This is a genomic window from Streptomyces sp. NPDC090741 (genome assembly GCF_044769045.1).
Classification (GTDB): domain Bacteria; phylum Actinomycetota; class Actinomycetes; order Streptomycetales; family Streptomycetaceae; genus Streptomyces.
Genome location: NZ_JBIVXF010000001.1, coordinates 1,082,120 through 1,106,149 on the forward strand (window position 1 = coordinate 1,082,120; position 24,030 = coordinate 1,106,149).

Annotated in this window: 24 protein-coding genes and 3 tRNA genes; 7 read left to right on the forward strand and 20 right to left on the reverse strand. The window is 72.3% G+C overall.

Annotation, left to right across the window (positions count from 1 at the left end; genetic code table 11):
* Positions 1–5 precede the first annotated feature (5 nt).
* Both ACIQU4_RS05070 and ACIQU4_RS05075 read left to right on the forward strand, forming a co-directional pair.
* Positions 6–1,232, forward strand: a complete 1,227-nt coding sequence (locus ACIQU4_RS05070; protein ID WP_403725810.1) for a pyridoxal phosphate-dependent aminotransferase — start codon at positions 6–8, stop codon at positions 1,230–1,232.
* Positions 1,233–1,585: 353 nt separating this feature from the next.
* Positions 1,586–2,605 (forward strand): adenosine deaminase, encoded by a 1,020-nt coding sequence (locus ACIQU4_RS05075; protein WP_403725813.1) that lies wholly within the window; start codon positions 1,586–1,588, stop codon positions 2,603–2,605.
* A 16-nt stretch (positions 2,606–2,621) separates the two neighbouring features.
* Here ACIQU4_RS05075 and ACIQU4_RS05080 read toward each other — a convergent pair whose 3' ends face one another.
* The 10 genes from ACIQU4_RS05080 to ACIQU4_RS05125 form a co-directional block, all read right to left on the reverse strand.
* Positions 2,622–3,038 carry a hypothetical protein gene (locus ACIQU4_RS05080; RefSeq protein WP_030870146.1) on the reverse strand — a complete coding sequence of 139 codons (417 nt, stop codon included), beginning with the start codon at positions 3,036–3,038 and terminating at the stop codon, positions 2,622–2,624.
* A gap of 15 nt (positions 3,039–3,053) precedes the next feature.
* A complete protein-coding gene (locus ACIQU4_RS05085; protein WP_403725816.1) occupies positions 3,054–4,169 on the reverse strand; it encodes a UDP-N-acetylmuramate dehydrogenase in 1,116 nt (371 codons plus the stop codon).
* Positions 4,166–4,564, reverse strand: a complete 399-nt coding sequence (locus ACIQU4_RS05090; protein ID WP_403725818.1) for a DUF3291 domain-containing protein — start codon at positions 4,562–4,564, stop codon at positions 4,166–4,168. Before ACIQU4_RS05090 ends, ACIQU4_RS05085 begins: the two co-directional genes overlap by 4 nt.
* Positions 4,565–4,609: 45 nt before the next feature.
* Positions 4,610–6,001 (reverse strand): DHA2 family efflux MFS transporter permease subunit, encoded by a 1,392-nt coding sequence (locus ACIQU4_RS05095; protein ID WP_403726009.1) that lies wholly within the window; start codon positions 5,999–6,001, stop codon positions 4,610–4,612.
* Between the two features lie 205 nt (positions 6,002–6,206).
* The gene (locus ACIQU4_RS05100) at positions 6,207–6,785 is read right to left on the reverse strand and encodes a TetR/AcrR family transcriptional regulator (protein ID WP_403725820.1); all 579 of its coding nucleotides are present in this window, start codon (positions 6,783–6,785) and stop codon (positions 6,207–6,209) included.
* 192 nt (positions 6,786–6,977) lie between these two features.
* On the reverse strand, positions 6,978–7,406 hold the full coding sequence (locus ACIQU4_RS05105) for a MaoC family dehydratase (RefSeq protein WP_385584141.1): 429 nt from the start codon (positions 7,404–7,406) through the stop codon (positions 6,978–6,980).
* 1 nt (position 7,407) lies between these two features.
* Positions 7,408–7,860, reverse strand: a complete 453-nt coding sequence (locus ACIQU4_RS05110; protein WP_385584144.1) for a MaoC family dehydratase N-terminal domain-containing protein — start codon at positions 7,858–7,860, stop codon at positions 7,408–7,410.
* 141 nt (positions 7,861–8,001) lie between these two features.
* Positions 8,002–8,166, reverse strand: a complete 165-nt coding sequence (rpmG, locus tag ACIQU4_RS05115) for a 50S ribosomal protein L33 (RefSeq protein WP_403725824.1) — start codon at positions 8,164–8,166, stop codon at positions 8,002–8,004.
* A gap of 88 nt (positions 8,167–8,254) precedes the next feature.
* A tRNA-Met gene (locus ACIQU4_RS05120) sits at positions 8,255–8,327 on the reverse strand.
* Between the two features lie 48 nt (positions 8,328–8,375).
* Positions 8,376–8,448 (reverse strand) — tRNA-Thr (locus ACIQU4_RS05125).
* Positions 8,449–8,854: 406 nt separating this feature from the next.
* Here ACIQU4_RS05125 and ACIQU4_RS05130 point away from each other — a divergent pair.
* On the forward strand, positions 8,855–10,165 hold the full coding sequence (locus ACIQU4_RS05130; protein WP_403725826.1) for an amidohydrolase family protein: 1,311 nt from the start codon (positions 8,855–8,857) through the stop codon (positions 10,163–10,165).
* 67 nt (positions 10,166–10,232) lie between these two features.
* Positions 10,233–10,889, forward strand: a complete 657-nt coding sequence (locus ACIQU4_RS05135) for an SDR family oxidoreductase (RefSeq protein WP_403725828.1) — start codon at positions 10,233–10,235, stop codon at positions 10,887–10,889.
* 50 nt (positions 10,890–10,939) lie between these two features.
* Here the strand turns inward: ACIQU4_RS05135 and ACIQU4_RS05140 are convergent, their stop codons facing one another.
* Both ACIQU4_RS05140 and ACIQU4_RS05145 read right to left on the reverse strand, forming a co-directional pair.
* A complete protein-coding gene (locus ACIQU4_RS05140; protein WP_403725831.1) occupies positions 10,940–11,377 on the reverse strand; it encodes a DUF3574 domain-containing protein in 438 nt (145 codons plus the stop codon).
* A gap of 109 nt (positions 11,378–11,486) precedes the next feature.
* Positions 11,487–11,568: transfer RNA gene (locus ACIQU4_RS05145), tRNA-Tyr, on the reverse strand.
* Between the two features lie 198 nt (positions 11,569–11,766).
* Here ACIQU4_RS05145 and ACIQU4_RS05150 point away from each other — a divergent pair.
* From ACIQU4_RS05150 to ACIQU4_RS05160, 3 genes are all read left to right on the forward strand, one after another.
* Positions 11,767–12,255 (forward strand): YajQ family cyclic di-GMP-binding protein, encoded by a 489-nt coding sequence (locus ACIQU4_RS05150; protein WP_403725834.1) that lies wholly within the window; start codon positions 11,767–11,769, stop codon positions 12,253–12,255.
* Positions 12,256–12,477: 222 nt separating this feature from the next.
* Positions 12,478–13,905, forward strand: a complete 1,428-nt coding sequence (locus tag ACIQU4_RS05155; protein WP_403725836.1) for a SulP family inorganic anion transporter — start codon at positions 12,478–12,480, stop codon at positions 13,903–13,905.
* An 18-nt stretch (positions 13,906–13,923) separates the two neighbouring features.
* Positions 13,924–15,171, forward strand: a complete 1,248-nt coding sequence (locus tag ACIQU4_RS05160; protein WP_403725838.1) for an APC family permease — start codon at positions 13,924–13,926, stop codon at positions 15,169–15,171.
* 129 nt (positions 15,172–15,300) lie between these two features.
* Here the strand turns inward: ACIQU4_RS05160 and ACIQU4_RS05165 are convergent, their stop codons facing one another.
* The 8 genes from ACIQU4_RS05165 to ACIQU4_RS05200 all read right to left on the reverse strand — a co-directional run bounded on the left by ACIQU4_RS05165 (position 15,301) and on the right by ACIQU4_RS05200 (position 24,027).
* The gene (locus ACIQU4_RS05165; protein ID WP_403725841.1) at positions 15,301–16,281 is read right to left on the reverse strand and encodes a glycosyltransferase family 2 protein; all 981 of its coding nucleotides are present in this window, start codon (positions 16,279–16,281) and stop codon (positions 15,301–15,303) included.
* An 87-nt stretch (positions 16,282–16,368) separates the two neighbouring features.
* A complete protein-coding gene (locus ACIQU4_RS05170; protein WP_403725844.1) occupies positions 16,369–16,761 on the reverse strand; it encodes a YccF domain-containing protein in 393 nt (130 codons plus the stop codon).
* The gene (gene htpX / locus ACIQU4_RS05175; RefSeq protein ID WP_403725847.1) at positions 16,758–17,621 is read right to left on the reverse strand and encodes a zinc metalloprotease HtpX; all 864 of its coding nucleotides are present in this window, start codon (positions 17,619–17,621) and stop codon (positions 16,758–16,760) included. The genes ACIQU4_RS05170 and htpX overlap by 4 nt, the downstream gene beginning before the upstream one ends.
* A gap of 251 nt (positions 17,622–17,872) precedes the next feature.
* Positions 17,873–19,429, reverse strand: a complete 1,557-nt coding sequence (locus ACIQU4_RS05180) for an NADH-quinone oxidoreductase subunit N (RefSeq protein WP_403725850.1) — start codon at positions 19,427–19,429, stop codon at positions 17,873–17,875.
* Positions 19,426–21,015, reverse strand: a complete 1,590-nt coding sequence (locus ACIQU4_RS05185) for a NuoM family protein (RefSeq protein WP_403725853.1) — start codon at positions 21,013–21,015, stop codon at positions 19,426–19,428. Before ACIQU4_RS05185 ends, ACIQU4_RS05180 begins: the two co-directional genes overlap by 4 nt.
* A gap of 38 nt (positions 21,016–21,053) precedes the next feature.
* Positions 21,054–23,066, reverse strand: a complete 2,013-nt coding sequence (locus tag ACIQU4_RS05190) for an NADH-quinone oxidoreductase subunit L (RefSeq protein ID WP_403725855.1) — start codon at positions 23,064–23,066, stop codon at positions 21,054–21,056.
* Positions 23,063–23,428, reverse strand: coding sequence for an NADH-quinone oxidoreductase subunit NuoK (nuoK, locus tag ACIQU4_RS05195; RefSeq protein ID WP_385584232.1), 366 nt, complete (start codon positions 23,426–23,428; stop codon positions 23,063–23,065). Before nuoK ends, ACIQU4_RS05190 begins: the two co-directional genes overlap by 4 nt.
* A complete protein-coding gene (locus tag ACIQU4_RS05200; RefSeq protein ID WP_403726012.1) occupies positions 23,428–24,027 on the reverse strand; it encodes an NADH-quinone oxidoreductase subunit J in 600 nt (199 codons plus the stop codon). The genes nuoK and ACIQU4_RS05200 overlap by 1 nt, the downstream gene beginning before the upstream one ends.
* Positions 24,028–24,030: the final 3 nt, after the last annotated feature.

Consider the following 24,030-nt stretch of genomic DNA (forward strand, 5'->3'; position numbering starts at 1 on the left):
GCCTCATGACCTCTGAAACGCCTTCCGCCGAGCGCCGCGTCTCCGCCCGCATCGGCGCCATTTCCGAGTCCGCCACCCTCGCCGTGGACGCCAAGGCCAAGGCCCTCAAGGCCGCCGGGCGCCCGGTGATCGGCTTCGGTGCCGGCGAGCCCGACTTCCCCACCCCCGACTACATCGTCGAGGCCGCGGTCGAGGCCTGCCGCAACCCGAAGTACCACCGCTACACGCCGGCGGGCGGCCTTCCCGAGCTGAAGGCCGCGATCGCCGCGAAGACCCTGCGCGACTCGGGCTACGAGGTCGACGCGTCGCAGGTCCTGGTGACCAACGGCGGCAAGCAGGCGATCTACGAGGCGTTCGCCGCGATCCTGGACCCGGGTGACGAGGTCATCGTCCCGGCTCCGTACTGGACCACCTACCCCGAGTCGATCCGCCTCGCCGGCGGTGTCCCGGTCGAGGTCGTCGCCGACGAGACCACCGGCTACCGCGTCTCCGTCGAGCAGCTCGAGGCCGCCCGCACCGAGCGCACCAAGGTCGTCCTGTTCGTCTCCCCGTCGAACCCGACCGGAGCCGTGTACTCCGAGGCCGACGCGGAGGCCATCGGCCGCTGGGCCGCCGACAAGGGCCTGTGGGTCCTGACCGACGAGATCTACGAGCACCTGGTCTACGGCGAGGCCAAGTTCGTCTCCCTGCCGGCGATCGTCCCCGAGCTCGCCGACAAGTGCATCATCGTCAACGGCGTGGCCAAGACGTACGCGATGACCGGCTGGCGCGTGGGCTGGATCATCGGCCCGAAGGACGTCGTGAAGGCCGCGACCAACCTGCAGTCGCACGCCACCTCCAACGTCTCCAACGTGGCCCAGGTCGCGGCGCTGGCCGCCGTCTCCGGCAACCTGGACGCCGTCCACGAGATGCGCACGGCCTTCGACCGCCGCCGCCAGCTGATCGTGCGGATGCTGAACGAGATCGACGGCGTGTTCTGCCCGACCCCCGAGGGCGCGTTCTACGCGTACCCGTCGGTCAAGGAGATCCTCGGCAAGGAGATCCGCGGCAAGCGCCCGCAGACCTCCGTCGAGCTGGCCGCGCTGATCCTGGACGAGGCCGAGGTCGCGGTCGTCCCGGGCGAGGCCTTCGGCACCCCCGGCTACCTGCGCCTGTCGTACGCCCTGGGCGACGCGGACCTGGTCGAGGGCGTGTCCCGCATCCAGAAGCTCCTGGCCGAGGCCAAGGCCTGAGGCGGCCCGCGGAACGGATCCGGAGCGGGGGGGGCCCCCGGGGGGGGGGGCCCCCCCCCGGGGGCCCCCCCCCCCCCGCCCCCCCCCCCCCGGGGGGGGGGGGGGCCCGGGCCCCGCCCGGGGGGGGGGGGGGGGGAGGGGGGGGACCAGCCCCGGCCCCCCCCCCCGGGGGGGGCCCCCGGGGGGGGGGGGGGCCGGGGCGGGGGGGCGGGGGGGGCCCCCCCGGGGGGGGGCCCCCCCGCTCCGGCGTATCAGCCCGCGATCCGGCCCGCAGCCCCGTTTTTGCGTTCGAGCAAGGTCCCGTTCAGGGAATCGGGCTGCCGAACGGGTGACAAGTACGGCAGGATCACCAGATGGAGCACGTACGCGATCTCACGCTTCTGCCGAAAGCCCACCTCCACCTGCACTTCACCGGGTCGATGCGCCCCTCGACCCTCCTGGAGCTCGCCGACAAGTACGGCGTGCGACTCCCCGACGCGCTGACCGCCGGCGAGCCGCCCAAGCTCCGCGCCACCGACGAGCGCGGCTGGTTCCGCTTCCAGCGGCTGTACGACGCCGCCCGCTCCTGCCTCCGCGAGCCCGAGGACATCCGCCGCCTGGTCCGCGAGGCCGCCGAGGAGGACGTACGGGACGGCAGCGGCTGGCTGGAGATCCAGGTGGACCCCACCTCCTACGCCCCCCTGCTCGGCGGCATGATCCCGGCCGTCGAGATCATCCTGGACGCCGTCGATACGGCCTCCCGCGAGACCGGGCTCGGCATGCGGGTCCTGATCGCCGCCAACCGCATGAAGCACCCCCTCGACGCCCGTACCCTCGCCCGCCTCGCCGTCCGCTACGCCGACCGCGGCATCGTCGGCTTCGGGCTCTCCAACGACGAGCGCCGCGGCATGGCCCGCGATTTCGACCGCGCCTTCGCCATCGCCCGCGAGGGCGGCCTGCTCGCGGCCCCGCACGGCGGCGAGCTCACCGGCCCCGCCTCCGTCCGGGACTGCCTGGACGATCTGCACGCCTCCCGCATCGGCCACGGCGTTCGGGCCGCCGAGGACCCCCGGCTGCTGAAGCGACTCGCGGACCGGCAGATCACCTGCGAGGTCTGCCCGGCGTCGAACGTCGCCCTCGGGGTCTACGAGCGGCCCGAGGACGTCCCGCTGCGCACCCTCTTCGAGGCCGGGGTGCCGATGGCGCTGGGCGCGGACGACCCGCTGCTGTTCGGGTCCCGGCTGGCGGCGCAGTACGAGATCGCCCGCCGCCACCACGCCTTCACGGACGCGGAGCTCGCCGAGCTGGCCCGGCAGTCGGTGCGCGGCAGCGCCGCGCCGCAGGACGTACAGGACAAGCTGCTGGCCGGGATCGACCACTGGCTGGCGACCTGAGGCTCGCGCCCGGGACTCACCGCGTGAGCCGCAGGTCGCCCTCCCAGCAGTCGGCCCGTACCCGGTCGCCGTCGGGGAAGCCGATCTCCAGCTGCGTGCGCCCGGTCTCCGGCGCCGCGAACTCGGCCACGGTGGCCACCGTGTCCCCGAGGTGCCGCAGGAAGGGGTGGTCGCCGAGGTCCTCGCCGACCTCGATCCGGCCCCACTCCCCCATGTCGTACGGCTCGTGCGGCGCGGCGGATTCGACGATGAGGCACCAGTCTGACCCGGTGCTGATCCTGGTGGAGTCGCCCTCGCTGTCGATCAGCCAGACGTCGAGCGGCGCCTCGGAGCGTTCGCCCTCGTAGACGTGCCAGGACGCGACGATCCTGCTGATCGTGCGCCCCACCAGGCGGGTGGGGTCCGTACCGGCCCCGTGCAGTGGACAGAGCATGGCGGCCGGGACTCCTCAGATGCTGACGCCGACCGTCACCGGCTCGTTGACCAGGGTGACGCCGAAGGCCGCGTGGACGCCCGCGACGACCTCGCGGGCCAGGGCGAGGAGGTCCTCGGTGGTGGCCTCGCCGCGGTTGGTCAGCGCGAGGGTGTGCTTGGTGGAGATCCGGGCGGGGCCGGTGCCGTAGCCCTTGGCGAAACCGGCCTTGTCGATCAGCCAGGCCGCGCTGGTCTTCGTACGGCCTTCGCCGGCGGGGTACGCGGGCGGGGCGGTCTCGGAGCCGAGCCGGTCCTGGACGCGGGTGAGGAAGGCGGCGTACGCCTGGTCGCTCAGGATCGGGTTGTGGAAGAAGGAGCCGGCGGACCAGGTGTCGTGGTCCGCGGGGTCGAGGACCATGCCCTTGCCGGCGCGCAGCCGCAGTACGGTCTCGCGGGCCTGCGCCGCGGGGACCCGGTCGCCGGCCTCGACGCCGAGGGCGCGGGCGGTCTCCGGGTACTTGATCGGCGCGGACATGCCGCCCGCGTCCTCCAGGGCGAAGCGGACGCGCAGGACGACGTAGCGGTCGGGCTGGTCCTTGAAGGTGCTGTTGCGGTAGCGGAAGGCGCACTCGGCTGCGGTGAGGGTGACCGTCCCGCCGGTGGTGCGGTCGTACGCGACGACCTCGGTGATGGTGTCGCAGACCTCCTGGCCGTACGCCCCGACGTTCTGGATCGGGGTGGCACCGGCGGAGCCGGGGATTCCGGCGAGGCATTCGATGCCGGCCAGGCCCGCCTCGACGCTGCGGGCGACGGCGTCGCTCCAGTTCTCGCCGGCGGCGAGCTCCAGCCGCGTCCCGTCGAGGTGGAATCCGGTGGTCGCGATGCGCAGGGCGGTGCCCTCGAAGCCGCGGTCGCCGATGACCAGGTTGCTGCCGCCGCCGATGACGAGGAGCGGGGTGCCGCTCTCGTCCGCGGCGCGGACGGCTTCGACCACCTCGGCGTCGGTGGTCGCGGTGACCAGACGGGTGGCGGGGCCACCGAGGCGGAAGGTGGTCAGGGGGGCGAGGGGGGCGTCGTGGAGTTCCTGCACGTGGACAAGAGTACGGTCCGTACCCCTCGCATCCCTGCGGGGCCACGGACCGTACGTCACGAGCGGGCGGCCTCCTCGGCGAGCCGGCGTTCGGCTTCGGCCCAGCTGACCGGGAGGGCCGAGGCCGGGGCGGTCCAGTAGATGAAGGTCGATTCCCGCATGAACGCGGCCGCGGCGCGGGAGCTGGAGCGGTGCGGCTCGCTGCGGGCGAAGCGGTGGAGCGCGGCCGGGTCCTGCCAGGCGGAGAGGGTCAGGAAGGTACGGCCGAGGACCCGGGCGCGGAGGGCGACGCCGTGGGCGCCGGGGGCCTTGCGGGTCTGGAGGATGATGCCGGGCGCCTTGAGGAAGAACCGGAAGGCGCCGGCCAGGGTCCGGGTCTCGAAGCGGGAGGCCATGACGTAGACCTCGGCGTCGGGAGCGGGCGGGGTGGGCGTGGACCAGGGGATGTCGGGCATGGTGTGCGCTCCTTTCGGTTGGGGCGGTCCGGGTGTTCCGGGCTGTCAGCGGGTGGCGGGGACCTTGGCGGAGGTCGCGTATCCGGTGTCGGCGGCGTTCCCGGCGGCGACGGATGCGGGAGTCCTCAGGTTCCGCTTGCCGGGGACCAGGAGGGCGAAGGCCGCTGCCACGGCCACCGCGACAGCGCCGATCCACAGCGCGGGCACGGTTCCGTCGGTGAAGGCCTGCGGGGACTCGTAGCCGCCCTGGGCCGAGAAGACCGAGGCCAGGACGGCGACGCCGAGGGCTCCGCCGACCTCACGCAGGGCGTTGTTGGCGCCGGACGCCTTGCCCTGGTCGGCGGAGGACACGGTGGACATCAGGATGTTGGAGGCCGGGGCGAAGTACAGGGCCATGCCGATGCCGCTGAGGATCAGTGCGGGGAGCTGGTCGGCGTACGAGACGTCGGTGCTCAGGATCATCGCGAACCAGCCGAGGCCGAGGGCCTGCAGCGCGAGCCCGGCGGCGACGACGGGGCGGCCGCCGATCCGGTCGGAGAGGATGCCCGCGATCGGGGCGACGACCATCGGCATGGCGGTCCAGGGGAGCATGCGCACGCCGGCCTGGGTGGGCGAGTAGCCGGCGACGCCCTGGAGGAACTGGCTGAGCAGGAAGATCGAGCCGAACATGCCCAGGTACATCAGCAGGCTGGCCGTGTTGATCCCGAGGAAGCCGCGGTTGAGGAAGAGGCGCATGGGCAGCATGGGGTTCGCGCTGCGGAAGCCGTGGACGACGAACGCGGCGACGAGCACGGTGCCGGCGATCAGGCCGGTGAGCACGGGGGCACTGGTCCAGCCGTGGGCGTTGGCGTTGACGAGGGCGTAGACGATGCCGAAGAGGCCGCCGCTGATGAGGAGCGTTCCGGGGACGTCGAGGCGGGCGTTCGGGGCGGTGGACTCGGCCAGCTTGAGGCGGGCGAGGGGTATCAGGGCCAGCCCGATCGGGACGTTCAGCCAGAAGATCCACTGCCAGGAGATGTGCTCGGTGAGGGTGCCGCCGACGAGCGGGCCGCTGGCGACGGCGAGGCCGCCGACGGCGCTGAAGATCCCGAGGGCCATGCCGCGGCGGGCGGGCGGGACGGCGGCGGTGAGCAGGGTGAGGGTGAGCGGCATCATGACCGCGGCGCCGACGCCCTGGACGGCGCGGGCGGCGATGAGTTCGTTGATGCCGGGCGAGAGGGCGGCGACGGCGGAGGCGCCGGTGAATATCGCGAGGCCCGCCATGAAGAGCCGGCGGCGCCCGAAGCGGTCGCCGAGGGCCGCGCCGAACATGAGGAGGACGGCGAAGGTGAGCGTGTACGCGTTCACCGTCCACTCAAGGTCCTCCAGCGCACCGCCGAGGTCCTTGCGGATGGCGGGGAGGGCGGTGGTGACGACGAGGTTGTCGAGGGCGGCCATGAAGCCGGCGACGGACGTGAGGACGAGCGCCCAGACGGCGGAGCTGCTGAGTGCCGTGCCCTGGGTGGCTTGGGCGGCTTGGGTGTCGTGCGAGGAGTTCACGATTTCCCCCTGAGGGTGAGAACTAGCTTGTTAGTTATCACTGACTAACTTTCGGGCCCATAAAAATTGGGCCGCAGAGGCCGGACGGAGCCTCGCCCGGGGCTCACTCCCCCGGCTGCTCCTCCCGGCCCTGGACACGGGCGGAGGAGTACAGCGCCCCCCAGACCCGGTGCCCGGGCGGGAAGCCCATGGCGGCCAGGTTGTTGATCAGCATTCCGTAGGCCATGAAGGTCGTGGTCTCGTTCACATCGCCGCCGAGCGGGACGTGGACGGTGTCCCAGAGCTCCATCCAGCCCTTGCGGACGAGCTCGCCGAGCTCATGGTCACCGGCAGCCTCGGCGGCGGCGACGGTGACGTACATCTGGAGCTGCATCTGGAGCTTGTCCGGATCCTCCGCGATGAGCCGGACGTACGCGTTCGCCATGGCGTGCGTGGCCTCTTCACCCTCCAGCCCCTCGGCGGCGGCCGCGAACACCTCACGGGTGTCCCGCAGGCAGCGCTCGGCGGCGGCCAGGAAGATGGCCGGCTTGTTGGGGAAGAGGCGGAACAGGTACGGCTGCGAGACGCCCACGCGCTTGGCGATCGCCTCGGTGGAGGTCCCGTGGTACCCGCCGCGGGCGAACTCGTGCATCGCCGCACGGATGACGCTCTCGCGTCGCTCGTCCGCACTCATCCTTGCCATGGATACAAAGTTAGTGGCCAATCACTAACTAAGTCAACACCACCGCGGACCGTGTCGAACGCGGCACCGGCACGGCTGCGAACTCCGGGCCGTCGCCGAGGGCACCGCCCGCGGCATCGGCGCGCGCCGAGCGGGCCCGGGCGGGATCCGCCCCGCCCGGCACTCGGCTCGGCACGCGCGCGCGACTGCGGCTCAGGCCAGGGTCACCAGGGCCCGGGACATGCCCAGGACCTTCTGGCCCGCGCTCATCGCCGTCAGGTCCACCCGTACGCGGTTGTCGTCCAGCTTCGCCGCGACCTTGGCCGTGACCTCGATCAGCGCGCCCGTCCCGTCGTTGGGGACGACGACCGGCTTCGTGAAGCGGACCCCGTACTCGACGATCGCACCCGGGTCGCCGACCCAGTCGGTGACCACGCGGATCGCCTCGGCCATCGTGAACATGCCGTGCGCGATCACGTCCGGCAGCCCGACCTCCAGGGCGAACTTCTCGTTCCAGTGGATCGGGTTGAAGTCGCCCGAGGCGCCCGCGTACCGCACCAGCGTGGCGCGCGTCACCGGGAAGGACCCCGCCGGCAGCTCGGTGCCGACCTCTACGTCGGCGTACTTGATCTGCGCGGTCATCTCAGGCCTCCTCGGGGGCGCGGGAGACGAGCTTCGTCCACGCCGTCACCACGTGCTCGCCGGTCTCGTCGTGGACCTCGCCGCGGATGTCGATGATGTCGTTGCCGGCCATCGACTTCACGGCCTCGATCGTGGAGGTCACCGACAGCCGGTCACCGGCCCGCACGGGCCGCGAGTACGCGAACTTCTGGTCGCCGTGCACGACGCGGCTGTAGTCCAGACCCAGCTGCGGGTCCTGGACGACCTGGCCCGCGGCGGCGAATGTGATGGCGAACACGAAGGTCGGCGGGGCGATCACGTCCAGGTGGCCGAACGCCTTGGCGGCATCGGGGTCGGTGTAGACGGGATTCTCGTCACCCACCGCAACCGCGAATTCGCGGATCTTCTCCCGGCCGACCTCGTACGGATCGGTGGGCGGGTAGCTCCGACCCACGAAGGACTGGTCGAGCGCCATGGCTCCCTACCTCCTGTTGGAAAAAGTCGGTCACATGAGGAAAACGATCAAAGACCGACGATCACGGAAACGACACGAGGCCGCCCCCCGATGAAGGGGACGACCTCATGACGGTGCCTGTATTCCGAGACTTCGCTGGGGTCAGCGGGTCTCGCGGTGCGCGGTGTGCGAGTTGCAGCGCGGGCAGTGCTTCTTCATCTCCATGCGATCCGGGTCGTTACGCCGGTTCTTCTTGGTGATGTAGTTCCGCTCCTTGCACTCCACGCAGGCCAGCGTGATCTTCGGGCGGACGTCGGTGGCAGCCACGTGAGTGCTCCTTGACGGAATATTGGACGGATGAACGCATAAAAGAGTAGCCGATCGGGAGACCGACCCCGCAATCGGCTACTGTGGGTAGCGGCGACCGGACTTGAACCGGTGACACAGCGATTATGAGCCGCTTGCTCTACCGACTGAGCTACGCCGCTTTGATGTGATCCGCTCCCCACCCGAGGGTGGGGAACCTCTCTCACCAGAGCCCCAATGCGGAATCGAACCGCAGACCTTCTCCTTACCATGGAGACGCTCTACCGACTGAGCTATTGGGGCGAGCGATGAAGACATTACACGGTTGCCCGCCCATCGCCCAAATCCTTTGCGGGGACTGGCCTCCGAGGGGGCGGCCAAGGCTTTCCCGATCAGCCCCCGGGCGTCACCGAGGCCCATTTCGGGGCAGATTGTGTCCGGGCTCACAATCCCAGCCGCCCCGCGAGTCACTCCGAGCACGCTGAGCAACCCGGTCCCGTACGAGGAAGCACCGCGACGAGGAAGCACCCGCGCCCTGCCGGGCGCGCACGCGGGCGCCCCAGCGCGCGGGCACCACACCGGTACGACTATTGCGCTCTTCCCCGAAGCGGGCAGCCCTGCACCCTAGGCTCTGAGCACGCTGCGTGATCTTGGGCCGCGGGCCGCGGCCACTCGGCCCAGGAACCGCCCGAGCCACCGCAGGAGCGCGATGTCCGACAGCCAGCCGCAGCAGCCGTCCCCCGTCCCGCCGGGCGGCCGTGGTGAGGGCGGCGGCCACGGGCCCCAGCGCCCGCCCGGCAACGCGAACGCGGCCGCCGCCGAATCCACCACGCTCCTGCTCGCCGGGGCCCGCCTCACGGACGGCCGTACGGTCGACGTCCGGCTCGGCGGCGGCCGGATCCAGGCCGTCGGCACCGCGGGCAGCCTGCCCTCCCCCTCGCTCGCCCGGGTCGACCTCAGCGGCTACCTGCTGCTCCCCGCCCCCGCCGAACCGCACGCCCACGGGGACACCGCCCTGACCGCCGACGGCGAGGGCCCCGTCTCGTACACCCCCGACGAGGTGCAGCGCCGGGCCACCGAGGCCGCCCTGCTCCAGCTCGGGCACGGCGCCACGGCCGTGCGCTCCCACGTCCGGATCGGCGACGTGCACGGCCTCGGCCCCATGGAGGCCGTGCTCCAGGCCCGCCGCTCGCTGCGCGGGCTCACCGACCTGACCACGGTCGCCGTGCCCCGCCTCCTCACCGGCGCGGCCGGCGCCGACGGGCTCGCCATGCTGCGGGACGCCGTCAAGATGGGCGCCTCCGTCATCGGCGGCTGCCCGGACCTGGACCCCGACCCGACGGGCTTCCTCGAAGCCGTCCTGGAACTCGCCGCCGAGCACGGCTGCCCCGTCGACCTGCATACGGACGGTGGCGATCCCGGCCGCCTGGCCCGGCTCGCCGCGATGGCCGGCGGTCTGCGCCCGGGGGTGACGATCGGCCCCTGCGGCGGTCTGTCGCGGCTGCCGCTGGACGTGGCGCACCGGGCCGCCGATCAGCTGGCCGCGGCCGGCGTACGGGTGACCTGCCTGCCCCAGGGCGACTGCGCGGCCCTGGAGCGGCGCGGCCTGCGCACCGCGCCCGTGCGGCTGCTGCGCGCCGCCGGGGTCCGGGTCGCGGCCGGCAGCGGGGCGCTGCGGGACGCCGGGAACCCGGTCGGCCGCGGCGACCCGCTGGAGGCGGCCTTCCTGCTGGCCTCCCAGGGCGGGCTGCGGGCGCCGGAGGCCTACGCCTCGGTCAGCGGCGCCGCCCGGGAGGCCATGGGCCTGCCGGAGGTCCGGGTGGAGGCCGGGTTCCCGGCGGAGCTGCTGGCCGTACGGGGGGACCGGATCGCGGGGGTGCTGTCCCTGGCGTACAGCCGCATCGTGATCCACCGCGGCCGGGTGGTAGCCCGGACGAGTGCCGTACGGGAGTACTGCGACTCGGCGGTCGCGGTGGCCCTGGACCTGCCCCGGCAGGGCCGTACGGAGCCCGGTCCCTGAACCTTCGCCGGCCCGGCGGCGGACACTTTCGCGGGCGCGGGCGCCCGGCTCGTCGTACGGTCGGGGCATGCGCATCGTCATCGCGGGTGGACACGGTCAGATCGCGCTGCGGCTGGAGCAGCTGCTCGCCGCGCGCGGGTACGAGGTCGCGGGCATCATCCGCGACCCGGCGCAGGGCGAGGACCTGCGGGAGGCGGGCGCCGAACCGGTGCTCTGCGACCTGGAGTCGGCCTCGGTCGAACATGTGGCGGGCATTCTGCTGGGCGCGGACGTCGCGGTGTTCGCGGCCGGCGCGGGCCCCGGCAGCGGCGCGGCGCGCAAGGACAGCGTGGACCGGGGCGCGGCCCTGCTGTTCGCGGACGCGGCCGAACGGGCGCGGGTACGGCGCTTCCTGATGGTCTCTTCGATGGGCGCGGACGCGCACCACGGGGGCGACGACGTCTTCGACGTCTACCTGCGGGCGAAGGGCGAGGCGGACGACCACGTACGGACGCGGCTGGGCCTGGAGTGGACGGTCCTGCGGCCCGGCTCGCTGACCGACGATCCCGGGAGCGGGCAGGTGCGGCTGGAGGCGTGGACGGGCCGCGGGGCGGTGCCGCGCGACGACGTCGCGGCCGTGCTGGCGGAGCTGGTCGAAACCCCGGCGACGGCCGGCCTGACGCTGGAGCTGGTCGAGGGATCGACCCCGGTCTCGGTGGCCGTCAAGGCCGTCGCGGGCAACTGAGACGCCGGGGAGGAACCGGGGAGGACCTTCGCCCACCGCGTGAGCGACCCTCAGAACTCGGCGGTCACCTTGTCGTCGGAGCGCCCGACGGAGTCCTGCTGGTACTGGTCCTCGTAGGCCTGCCGGATCCGCTCGATGCGCGCGCTGCGCTCCTCGGCCTCCTTCTCCGGGTAGAGCAGCACCACCTCGTACGAGGTCTCGCGGATGACCTTTCCGGCCCGCTGCCACTGGCCGTGCCCGTCCAGGATGGTGAGCCCCTCGGGGAAGGCCGGGGTGATCTCCCGGTCCAGGAAGCCCATGAGCTCCTCCTCCGCGACGGGGGCCCGGCCGCCGGGGCGCTCGGTGCCGAAATAGAGGGTGGTCTCCTGGTAGGGCTCGCCCACGTGGCTGTGCAGTGCCGCCCCGACCAGGGCCGGGATCCCGGCTCCGAGGAGGGCGAGGAGCACGCCGCCGCCCACCCTCCCGCGCGTGTCAGAAATGAAGTTCACGTCCGGAGAACGAACAGGCGACCCGGACGATGCGGTCGAACCGATCGTTGGGCCGTACGAGAAGACCCCCGCCACTGCGCTTCCGCAGTAACGGGGGTCTCACATCGCGTGGCGGCGCCAGGGTTCGAACCTGGGTAGGCTGAGCCGGCAGATTTACAGTCTGCTCCCTTTGGCCACTCGGGCACACCGCCATGATCGCTGCCATTTTTCCGCCTCGCGGCGGCGCTCCCTGGCAACGACGTAAACGATACCCGATGCTCGGGGGTGCTTCGCCACCGGATTGATCAGCACTGCGGGCGGGCGCGGTGGCTAGGCTTTGCCGAGCGGGCCGGGCATGTCCGGCCGCGCCCTCCGGGGCAATGACAGCCGACTTCAAGGAGCCACAGCACATGGCCGACTCCAGTTTCGACATCGTCTCGAAGGTCGAGCGGCAGGAGGTCGACAACGCCCTCAACCAGGCCGCCAAGGAACTCTCGCAGCGCTACGACTTCAAGGGCACCGGCGCCACCATCGCCTGGTCCGGCGAGAAGATCCTGATGGAGGCGAACTCCGAGGAGCGCGTCAAGGCCGTCCTCGACGTGTTCGAGACCAAGCTGGTCAAGCGCGGGATCTCGCTGAAGGCGCTCGACGCCGGCGAGCCGCAGCTGTCCGGCAAGGAGTACAAGATCTTCGCCTCGATCGAGGAGGGCATCTCCCAGGAGAACGCCAAGAAGGTCGCGAAGATCATCCGGGACGAGGGCCCCAAGGGCGTCAAGGCCCAGGTCCAGGGCGAGGAGCTGCGCGTCACCTCCAAGAGCCGTGACGACCTGCAGGCCATCCAGGCCCTCCTCAAGGGCAAGGACCTCGACTTCGCGATCCAGTTCGTGAACTACCGCTGATCGCGGTGTCTCCCACCTGCCCTCCGGCGGCCCGGCGGTCCTTTTCGGACCGCCGGGCCGCGGCTGTTTCCTGAGGCCGCGGCTGCCTCGGGGGCGTGCGGATCATGTGCCCGGCGTGCACGGCGCGTGCGCCTCGATAGCCCCCAATGGGCACTTGGGCAACCGTGCACGCGCCCGCCAACCTGACGGTATTCATCACCGCGGGACAGGGGAGGGACACGGATGCCTGAGGTCGGCACGTTTCGCGAAGACTTCGGGGCGTCCGTCGTGGTCGCGCTCGTCGCGCTGCCACTCTGCGTGGGCGTGGCGGTCGCCTCCGGAGTGCCCGCGGAGCTGGGGATCGTGACCGGGGTGGTGGGCGGGCTGATCACCGGCTGGTTCCCGGGGAGCTCGCTCCAGGTGAGCGGGCCGGCTGCCGGGCTCACCGTGCTCGTCTACGAGGCGGTGCACACGCACGGGGCCCGCGCCCTGGGGGTCCTGGTGCTGGCCGCCGGGGTGCTGCAGCTGTGCATGGGGGCACTGCGGCTCGGGCGGTGGTTCCGGGCGATCTCCGTCGCCGTCGTGCACGGGATGCTCGCCGGGATCGGACTCGTGCTGATCGCGGGGCAGCTGTACGCCCTGGGCGGCGTACCGGCCCCCGGCGCGACCCTGGAGAAGCTCGCCGCGGTGCCGGCGCTCGCCGCCGAGGCCGACTGGGCCGCCGTGGCCCTCGGAGCCGGGACCATCGCCGTCCTCGTGGCCTGGCGCCGGATGCCGGCCCGGCTGCGGCTCGTACCGGGCGCGCTGGTCGGGGTGGCGGCCGCCACCGCCGTGTCGGTGATGCTGCGGCTGCCCGTCGAGAAGGTGACGGTGACCGGCGTCCTGGGGGCCATCGCCCCGCCCGGCTGGGCGGACTTCGGACTGCTGGCCTCCGCCGGGGCGCTCGGCACCGTGATCGCCCTGACGCTGATCGCCTCCGCCGAGACCCTGTTCAGCGCGGCCGCCGTCGACCGGATGCACGACGGGGCGCGGACCCACTACGACCGGGAACTCGTGGCACAGGGCGTCGGCAACACCGTGTGCGGACTGCTCGGGGCGCTGCCGATGACCGCCGTGATCGTGCGCAGCGCGGCCAACGTGGAGGCCGGGGCCCGCACCCGGGCCTCCCGGGTCATGCACGGCGGCTGGCTGCTGCTGTTCGCCGTCGCCCTCCCCCAGCTGCTCCAGATCGTGCCGCTCGCCGCGCTGGCCGGGGTGCTGCTGCACGCCGGATGGAAACTGCTCCCGGCCCGGGCCGTCGCCGGCCTGTGGCGTACGCACCGGGGCGAGGCGGTGGTGCTGGTGGCGACGGCCGCCTCGGTCGTGGCCACCAACCTCTTCGAAGGGGTGCTGATCGGCCTGGGGCTCGCCGTGGTCAAGGCGGCCTGGGAAACCTCGTACGTGCACATCGAGGAGGTGTGGGAGGGCGGGGAACTCCACGTCCAGGTGCTGGGCAGCGCCAGCTTCCTGCGGCTGCCGAAGCTGCTCGACGAGCTGGACGCGCTGCCCGCCGGACACCCCGTACGCCTCGATCTCAGCGGGCTGCGCCACCTCGACCACGCCTGTCTGACGGCCCTCAACGGCTGGGAGCAGACCCGGACGCCACTGACCGGCCGCGAAGGCGTCATCTGAGGCGGCTACCCTCCGCCCGTGAACAACGAATTGAAACGCACGCTGGGGGTCTTCGACGCCGTCGTCGTCGGGCTGGGGGCCATGGTCGGGGCGGGTATCTTCGCCGCGCTCGCCCCGGCTGCGGGCGCGGCGGGGCCCGCGGGCGGCGCGCTGCTCGCGGCCCTGGCGGTGGCTGCCCTGATCGCCTACTGCAACGCGCACTCCTCCGCGCGCCTGGCCGCCCGCTACCCGGCCTCCGGCGGGACCTACGTGTACGGGCGGGAGCGGCTCGGCCCGTTCTGGGGATACCTGGCCGGCTGGGGCTTCGTCGTCGGCAAGACCGCCTCGTGCGCGGCGATGGCGCTCACCGTGGGGGCGTACGTGTGGCCCGGGCAGCAGCATGCCGTGGCCGTCGCGGCGGTGGTGGCGCTGACCGCCGCGAGCTACGGCGGCGTGCAGAAGTCCGCCCGGATCGCCCGGGTGATCGTGGCGGTGGTGCTGGCCGTGCTGGCCGGGGTCGTGGTGGTGTGCCTGACGTCCGGCGCGGCGGAAGCGGGACGGCTCGGCGGCCTGGGCGGGGGCGGTGTCGGCGGTCTGCTCCAGGCGGCCGGGCTGCTGTTCTTCGCATTCGCGGGGTACGCCCGGATCACCACCCTGGGCGAGGAGGTGCGTGATCCGGAGCGCACGATCCCGCGGGCGGTGCCCCTCGCCCTGGGGATCGCCCTGTTCGTCTACGCCGCGGTGGCGGTGGCGGCGCTGTCGGTGCTGGGTGCCGAGGCCCTGGCGGCTTCGCCGGCCCCGCTGGCCGACGCAGTACGGGCGGCCGGTGTGCCCGGACTGACCCCGGTGGTCCGGGTCGGGGCGGCCCTGGCCGCGCTGGGCTCGCTGCTGGCCCTGGTGCTCGGGGTGTCGCGGACCACCCTGGCGATGGCCCGGGACGGCCATCTCCCCCGCGCGCTGGCCGCCGTACATCCCCGGCATCAGGTGCCGCACCATGCGGAGCTCGCCGTGGGTGCGGTGGTCGCGGTGCTCGCGGCGACCACCGATCTGCGGGGCGCGATCGGTTTCTCGTCCTTCGGGGTGCTGGCCTACTACGCGATCGCGAACGCTTCCGCGTGGACTCTCGATTCAGCTGTCAAGGGCCGGGCCGTGGCAGCGGTCGGGCTGTCCGGCTGTGTCGTTCTGGCCTGCGCGCTGCCGGCCGCGTCGGCGGTCGCGGGGGCGGTCGTGCTGGCGCTGGGCGCGGTGGCCTACGGGGTGCGTGCGGGGCTCACGCGCGGGGCGTGAGCGCCCGCCCGGGTATCGCCTGCTCGGGTATCGCCTGCTTCGGCAACTGCTCGGTCTCGTCCATGCATTCATCGTGACCCACACCACTGACAATCGCCCCGACCTGCGGCAATGCCCTCCGAGCCGTCGTCAGTTCCCGTTCTGCCCGGGGACCTTGCCTGCGTCGTCCCGCGCCGAGTCATACCCGATGAAGTACGTGGGCCGGCGCTGCACGGCGGTGTAGATGCGGCCGATGTACTCGCCGAGCAGCCCCACGCAGATCAGCTGCACGCCGCCGAGGAACAGCATGGCGACGAACAGCGAGCTCCAGCCGGGCACGGTCTTGCCGAGCAGAAAGACCACCAGTGTCCAGGCGATCATCACGAAGCAGGTGACGAAGCTGATGACGCCGAGCCAGGTCGCCAGCCGCAGCGGCGCGGCCGAGAAGTTGGTGATGCCGTCCACGGCGAGGCGGATCATCTTGCTCAGCGGGTACTTGGTCTCGCCCGCCACCCGCTCGCCCCGGCGGTACGTCACCTGCCCGCTCGGGAAACCGAGCCACGGCACCAGCAGCCGGTAGACCTGGTGCTGGTCGGGCAGGGACTTGAGGGCCTCCACCGCCTCGCGGCTGAGCAGCCGGAAGTCCCCGGCCTGCGCGGGCACCTGCTTGCCGACCATGCGGCGCATCAGCCAGTAGTAGGCGGCGGCGGTGCGGCGCTTGAAGCCGGTGTCGGTGCTGCGGTCGGAGCGGACGCCGTAGACGATGTCGAGGTTCTCGGACCGGGCCAGGTCCAGCATCTCCGGTACTTTCTCCGGCGGATCCTGGAGGTCCGCGTCGATGCTGGCCACGTACGCCCCGACCGAGCTGTGCAGCCCGGCGCGCAGGGCGGCCTGGTGGCCGGAGTTACCGCGCAGCCGGACGATGCGGAGCTCGGGCCAGTCCGTACGGAACTTCTCCAGGAGTTCGGCGGTCCGGTCGGTGCTTCCGTCGTCGACCGCGAGGACCTCGTACGGGACACCGGTGTCGTCGAGCACCGGGCGCAGGCGGCTCACCAGGGCGGGGAGGGCCTCTTCCTCGTTGTACATCGGCACGATGACCGAGAGGGTCGTGGCCGTGCTCGCAGCCGACACTGGTTCTTCCTGCCCGTGAGTTCTGTCCGTGAGTCTGCCCGTGAGTTCGCCCGTGACTTCTGCCCGGGTCCTTCGCCGCCCTGTCGCCTACCGGGACGCGAACGGCGCGTCGGTCGGGACGATCTCACGGCCCAGCGGGAACAGGGACAGCGGGACCATCTTGAAGTTGGCGATGCCGAACGGGATGCCGATGATCGTCACGCACAGGGCGATGCCGGTGACGATGTGCCCGAGGGCCAGCCACCAGCCCGCCAGGACCAGCCACAGCACGTTGCCGACGCAGGACCCGGCGCCCGCGTCATGGCGCTCCACCGTGGTGTAGCCGAAGGGCCAGAGGGCGTACCGGGCGATGCGGAAGGACGCGACGCCGAACGGGATGCCGATGATCGTGATGCACAGGATCAGGCCCGCGAGACAGTAGCCCAGGAACAGCCAGACGCCGCTGAGCACGAGCCAGATGATGTTGAGGATGGTCTTCACTGGCCACGTCCTGCCATCTGTTCGAGCCGGGCGATGCGCTCGGCCATCGGAGGGTGCGTCGAGAACATCTTAGAAAGGCCCTGGCCCGGGCGGAACGGGTTGGCGATCATCATGTGGCTCGCGGTCTCCAGTCTGGGCTCGGGGGGAAGCGGGAGCTGCTTGACGCCGGCGTCGAGCTTGCGCAGGGCGCTGGCCAGGGCGAGCGGGTCGCCGGTGAGCTGGGCGCCGGAGGCATCCGCCTCGTACTCGCGCGAGCGGCTGATGGCCAGCTGGATCACGCCGGCGGCCAGCGGGCCCAGGATCATGATCAGCAGCATGCCGATGATGCCGGGCCCCTCGTCGTCATTGGACCGGCCCACCGGGATCAGCCAGGCGAAATTCACCAGGAACATGATGACGGAGGCGAGGGCTCCGGCGACGGAGGAGATCAGGATGTCGCGGTTGTAGACGTGGCTCAGCTCGTGGCCGATCACCCCGCGCAGCTCGCGCTCGTCGAGGATGCGCAGGATGCCCTCGGTGCAGCAGACCGCGGCGTTGCGCGGGTTGCGGCCGGTGGCGAACGCGTTGGGCGCCTCGGTCGGCGAGATGTAGAGCCGGGGCATGGGCTGGCGCGCGGAGGTGGAGAGCTCGCGCACCATGCGGTAGAGCTGCGGGGCCTCGAACTCGCTGACGGGGCGGGCGCGCATCGCGCGTAGAGCCAGCTTGTCGCTGTTCCAGTACGCGTACGCGTTCGTCCCAAGGGCGATGACGACGGCGATGATCAGGCCGCCCCGCCCGAAGAAGCTTCCGATGACGATGATGAGTGCGGACAGCCCGCCGAGGAGTACGGCGGTCTTCAGCCCGTTGTGCCGGCGGTGCACGGTACGCCCTCCAAATGGTGCGGCAGGGGAGCCCCGTCCTGGATCTGAGGGTCTACGGTCCAGTGGACCCTCCCTCCCCGCTCAACGCGAGGTGAGGGCGTCTGGTTCCCAGGGCACGGCCGGCCCGCCGCCCGGGTGACCGGGGCGGCGGGGGTACGGCGGGGGTACGCGGGCCTTGGGCCGTACGGGTCACGGCGTACACGTTCACCGGCGTACGGGCCGGCGTACGGGCCTGCGTACGGGCTGCGCGCCTACTGCGGGAACAGGCTGCCCGACGCGAAGCGCAGGACCAGCTCCGGGGCGGCCGACAGCACCACGGCGGTGACCGCGGTGACCGCGATCGCGACGGTGACCGGCCACGGGGCCTTCGTACGGGCGCCTTCGGCGGAGGCCTGCGGGGCGCGGAAGAGCAGCGCCGTCCAGCGCAGGTAGTAGAAGAGGGCGATGACGACGTTGACCGCCATGACCACGGCCAGCCAGCCCAGGCCCGCGTCGACCGCGGACCGGAAGACGGTGACCTTGGCGAAGAGCCCGATGATGCCCGGCGGCAGGCCGGCCAGGCAGAGCAGGAAGAAGGCCAGCGAGAGGGCGGCCAGCGGGCGCTCGGCGTACAGCCCGCGGTAGTCGCTGATCCGGTGGAGCGGCTTCGTACGGCCGACGAGGGCGGCCACGGCGAACGCGCCGAGGTTCACGGCGGCGTACATGAGGGCGTAGGCGACGGTGGAGCCGATCTGGTCGCGCCCGGAGTACGCGGCGGCGGCGATCGGGACCAGCAGGTAGCCGGCCTGGCCGACCGAGGACCAGGCGAGCAGCCGTACGGCGCTGTTCGGGCGGTCGGCGGACTGGCGCAGCGCGGCGGTGTTGCCCACGGTCATGGTCAGCGCGGCCAGGACGGCGAGGGCCGGGCCCCAGATGTCGGAGTACGCGGGGAAGGCGATCACCGTGACGAGGATGAGGCCGGTGAAACCGACGGCCTTGCCGATCACGGAGAGGTAGCCCGCGATGGGCAGCGGCGCGCCGACGTAGGTGTCCGGGACCCAGAAGTGGAAGGGGACGGCGGCGGTCTTGAAGGCGAAGCCGACGAGGGTGAGCGCGACCCCGGCCATGGCGAGGGTGTCGAGCTGCCCGGGGACGTCTTCGAGCCGGTCGGCGATCTGCGTGAGGTGCAGGGAGCCCGTGGCGGCGTAGACGAAGCTGACGCCCAGCAGCGACACGGCGGTGGCGGTGACGGAGGACAGGAAGAACTTGAGGGCGGCCTCGGAGGAGAGGCGGTCGCCGCGGCGCATGCCGACGAGGGCGAAGGCGGGCAGCGAGGCGACTTCGAGGGCGACGATCAGGGTGGCGAGGTCGCGGGAGGCGGGCAGCAGGGCGGCGCCGGCGGCGGAGGACAGCAGCAGGAACCAGTACTCGCCGGCCGGCATGCGCGCGTCACGGACGGCGGTGACCGACAGCAGGGCGGTGACCAGCGCGCCGGCCAGTACCAGGAACTGGATGACGAGCGCGAAGTGGTCGGCGGTGTAGCTGCACGCTGCGGGGTCGGTGGTGAGGCAGAAGGTGGCTCGGTCGCCGGCGCGCAGCGGCAGCAGGGTGGCGGTCGCGGCGGCGAGGCCGGCGACGGAGAGCCAGCCGAGCAGCGGCTTGCGCCGCTCCGGCAGGAAGAGGTCGGCGACCAGGACGACCAGGGCGACGGCGGCGGGGAGGACCACGGGGGTGATCGCGAGCCAGTCGACGCTCTGGACGAGGCTCGTGGCCTGGGCGGCCGGGGCCGCCGACGGGGCGGACAGAACGGAGGCCGTCAGGGCCGTCATGCGTTGCCTCCTGCGAGGAGCTTCTGGACGGCCGGGTCGGTGAGGCCGAGGAGGACGGCGGGCCACAGGCCGGCGAGGACGGTGAGGGCCACGAGCGGGGTCCAGGCGGCGAACTCGTAGCGCTGGATGTCGGCGAGTTCGAGCGCGGGCCCGGAGCCGGCCGGGGCCCCGGCCCCGTGCTCGGGCCGGGCCCTGGGTTCGCCCATGCAGACGCGCCGTACGACGATCAGCAGGTAGGCGGCGGTGAGCAGGGTGCCGAACGCGCCGAAGGCCATGTACGTGAGGAAGGCGGGCCGGGGGAGGCCCTGCGCCGGGTCGAACGCGCCGAACAGGGCCAGCATCTCGCCCCAGAAGCCGGCGAGGCCGGGCAGGCCGAGGGAGGCGACGGCAGCGAAGGCGAGGAAGGCGCCGAGGCGGGGGGCGCGGCCGTAGAGGGCGGCGCCGGTGGCTCCGGCGAGGGTGTCGAGGTCAGCGGTGCCGTAGCGGTCCTTGAGGGCACCGACCAGGAAGAAGAGGAGGCCGGTGATCAGGCCGTGGGCGATGTTCGCGAACAGCGCCCCGTTGACGCCGGTGGGGGTCATGGAGGCGATGCCGAGGAGGACGAAGCCCATGTGGCCGACGGAGGAGTACGCGATGAGGCGCTTGAGGTCGCCCTTGTTGCCCTTGCGGGCGAGCGAGAGGCAGGCGAGGGACCCGTAGACGATGCCGACGGCGGCGAAGGCGCCCAGGTAGGGGGCGAAGGTCGCCATGCCGTCGGGGGTGACGGGGAGCAGGATGCGGACGAACCCGTAGGTGCCCATCTTGAGCAGGACGCCGGCGAGCAGGACGGATCCGACGGTGGGCGCGGCCGTGTGGGCGTCGGGCAGCCAGCTGTGCAGCGGCCACATCGGGGTCTTCACGGCGAGGCCGAGGCCGATGGCGAGGACGGCCAGGAGCTGGGTGGTGTGGGTCAGTTCGCGTCCGTTGTCAGAGGCGAGTGCCACCATGTCGAAGGTGCCGCTGTTCAGTCCGATGAGCAGCAGTCCGAGCAGCATGACCACGGAGCCGAGAAGGGTGTAGAGGATGAACTTCCAGGCGGCGGCCTGCCTCTGAGCACCGCCCCAGCGGGCGATGAGGAAGTACATCGGGATGAGGACCATCTCGAAGGCGAGGAAGAACAGCAGCAGGTCGAGGACGGCGAAGGCCGCGAGGGTGCCGGATTCGAGGACGAGGAGCAGGGCGACGAAGGCCTTCGGGGAGGGGCCTTCGGGGAGCTTGAAGTAGCTGTAGAGCGCGCAGAGGAAGAACAGCAGCGCGGTCATCAGGAGGAGGGGGAGCGAGATGCCGTCGATGCCGAGGTGGATCCGGACGTTCAGCGCCTGGATCCAGCTGATGTCCGTGGTCGCCTGGAAGCGGGCCGGGGCGTCCTGGTCGAAGCCCAGGGCGAGGGCGATGGCCGCGGCGAGGATCACACCGGTCACGGTCACGCCGTGGCGCAGAACGGCCTGTTCGGGGCTCTTGCCCTTCAGTCCGGGCGGGGCGGGCAGGAGGGCCGCGGCTGCGCCGAGGAGCGGTGCGGCCACGACGAACGCCAGAAGGAACTGCATCACGGACGGGCTGATATCAATCACGGCTGACTCACGGCTCACGATCCGGCGTTGACGTTGGCGAGGACGGCGGTGGCGATCGCCAGGACCACGGCGCCGGCGAGCAGGGCGCTCAGGTAGCTCTGTACGTTGCCGGTCTGGGCCCGGCGTACGAGGCTGCCGAGCAGCCGGGGGCCGGCGCCCGCGCCGCTGACGTACGTGTCCACGACCTCGCGGTCGAGGAAGCGGACGAGGCTCGCGGCGGCGCGGACGGGGCGGACGAACAGCCGGTCGTAGACGGCGTCGAGGTGGAAGCCGTCGGCCGCGTGGCGGTGCAGGGGGCCCAGGAGGGCCCGGCCGGGGTCGGCGGCGGGACCCGCCGGGACGGCGGGGTGCTCGTGGGTGACCTCCGCGACCTCGGGCGCCTCGGCCGCGGACTCGGCGGCCGCGGTGGCCGCGGACACCGCTGAGGGCTGCTCGGCCGCGGCGGGAGCCGCGGCGGCCTTCGCGGTGGCCCGCTGCCACAGGGCGTACGTCAGGACCGCGCCGACGGCGGCGGCTCCGGTGCCGAGGACCGAGGTGGTCAGCGTCGGGCTGAGCTCGTTGCCGTCGAACCAGTCGGCGATCGGCCCGGCGCAAAGGCCGAGCCCGATGGTCGGGATCGCGAGCACCCACAGCACGCCGGTCATGGCGACGGGCTCCTTGCCGTGGTCGGGGGCGGCGGCGCCCCGGCCGCGGAAGGCCATCAGCCACAGCCGGGTGGCGTAGGCGGCGGTGAGCAGGGCGGTCAGCACGCCGGCGACGAGGACGACCCAGCCGGCGGCGCTGGGAGCGGACTCCGAGTGCCCGCCGGCGGCGTGCTCGGCGGCGACGAGGACGGCTTCCTTGGAGAAGAAGCCGGCGAAGGGCGGGATCGCGGCGAGCGCGAGCAGCGCGATCGTCATGGTCCAGAAGGCGTCGGGGATGCGCTTGGCCAGGCCGTCCATGCGGGACATGGCGGCCAGGGAGTTCGTCCCGGCGCCATGGATGATCACGCCCGCACCGAGGAACAGGAGCGCCTTGAAGACGCCGTGGGACAGGAGGTGGAAGACGGCGGCGCCGCGGTCGGCGACGGCCAGGGCCCCGATCATGTAGCCGAGCTGGCCGATCGTGGAGTAGGCGAGTACGCGCTTGATGTCGTCCTGGGCCAGGGCGGCGAGGCCGGAGCCGAGCATCGTGACGGCCGCCATGACGGCCATGACCACCAGGGCGGCCGCGGAGGCCGCGAAGACCGGGAGGAGGCGGGCGACGAAGTAGACACCGGCGGCGACCATCGTCGCGGCGTGGATCAGCGCGGAGACCGGGGTGGGGCCCGCCATGGCGTCCGGGAGCCAGGTGTGCAGCGGGAACTGCGCGGACTTGCCCGCGACTCCGCCGAGCAGCAGCAGGGCGATCAGCGTCGGGTGGTCGAGTCCTCCTGCGGCGACGGCGCCCAGGACCTTGGGGATCTCGAAGGAGTCGGCGTCGGTGGCGAGCGCGAACAGGCCGATCAGGAAGGGGACGTCGCCCAGCTTGGTGACGAGGAAGGCCTTCAGGGAGGCGGAGCGGGCCGCCTCGGTCTCCCAGTAGTGGCCGACGAGGAAGTACGAGCAGATGCCCATGACCTCCCAGCCGACCAGCAGCACCATCAGGTCGCCGGTGTAGACGACGAGCAGCATGGCGGAGGTGAACAGGGAGACCAGAGCGGCGTACGAGGAGTAGCGCGGGTCCTCGCGGAGGTACGCCGTCGAGTAGAGCTGTACGCAGGTGGCGACGAGGCCGACGAGCACGGCGACCAGGACGGCGAAGCCGTTCAGGTAGAGCGAGAGGTCGATCGGCACGGAGCCGGTCGGGGTCAGCTCGGTCGAGGCGACGATCGGCTTGCCGCCGCCCTGGCGGACGGCTACGAGCACGGCCAGTACGGCCGCGGCCAGCACCGGCAGCACGGCGAGGGGCCGGACGAACCCGGGGGCGCGGCGGCCGAGCAGCAGTCCCGCCACCGCGCCCAGGAAGGGCAGGAGCGGGACGAGGACCGCGAGGGTCGTGGTGCTCACGCGGTGACCTCGCTCTGGTTGTTCGGGGCGGGCTGGTCGTTCGGGGCGGGCTCGTGGCCCTCGGCGGTGTCGCGCAGCCGGTCGACGTCCGAGGTGCCGCGGTTGCGGTACACCATCAGCACGATCGCGAGGCCGATGCCGATCTCGGCGGCGGCGATGGCGATCGTGAAGAGGGTGAGGGCCTGGCCGGCGTGCAGGGCGTCGCGCAGCCAGACGTCGAAGGCCACCAGGTTGAGGTTGACGGCGTTGAGCATCAGCTCGACGGACATCAGGACCAGGATGGCGTTGCGGCGGGCGAGCACTCCGTACAGGCCCGTGCAGAAGAGGAGCACCGCGAGCACGGCGGGGTAGGCGAGGTGCATCAGCGCTGCTGCCCCTTCGTGTTGTCGTCGGACCCACCGGCGGCGGTGTCCCTGCGGGAGAGCACGATGGCGCCGATCAGGGCCGCGAGGAGGAGGACGGAGAGCGCTTCGAAGGGCAGCACCCAGTGCTGGAAGAGGATCTCGCCGGAGACCTTGGTCGAGCCCTGGGCGGGGCCGTCGAGGTCGATCCAGGTGGTGCGGAAGGCGTCGACGACGACCCAGACGAGGGATGCGGCCGCGACGAGGGCTACGCCGAGGGCCACCCAGCGGTTGTTCGAGTCGGCGTCCGGCGAGCGGCCGATGGGGGCCTTGGTGAGCATCAGCCCGAAGAGGAGGAGGACGACCACGGATCCGAGGTAGATCAGGACCTGGACCCAGGCGATGAACTCGGCCGTCAGCAGCAGGTACTCGACGGCGATGCCGCCGAGCGCGACGACCAGCCACAGGGCGGCGTGCACGAGCTGCTTGGTGTTGACGGTGACGGCGGCCGCGCCGAGGGTGGCGAGGCCGACGAGGACGAAGGCGATCTCGACGCCGGTCGGGGAGAGGAACCCGTGGCCCGTCGCCGCGGCGGCCAGGGTGGTGGCCGCGGGGGTCAGGTC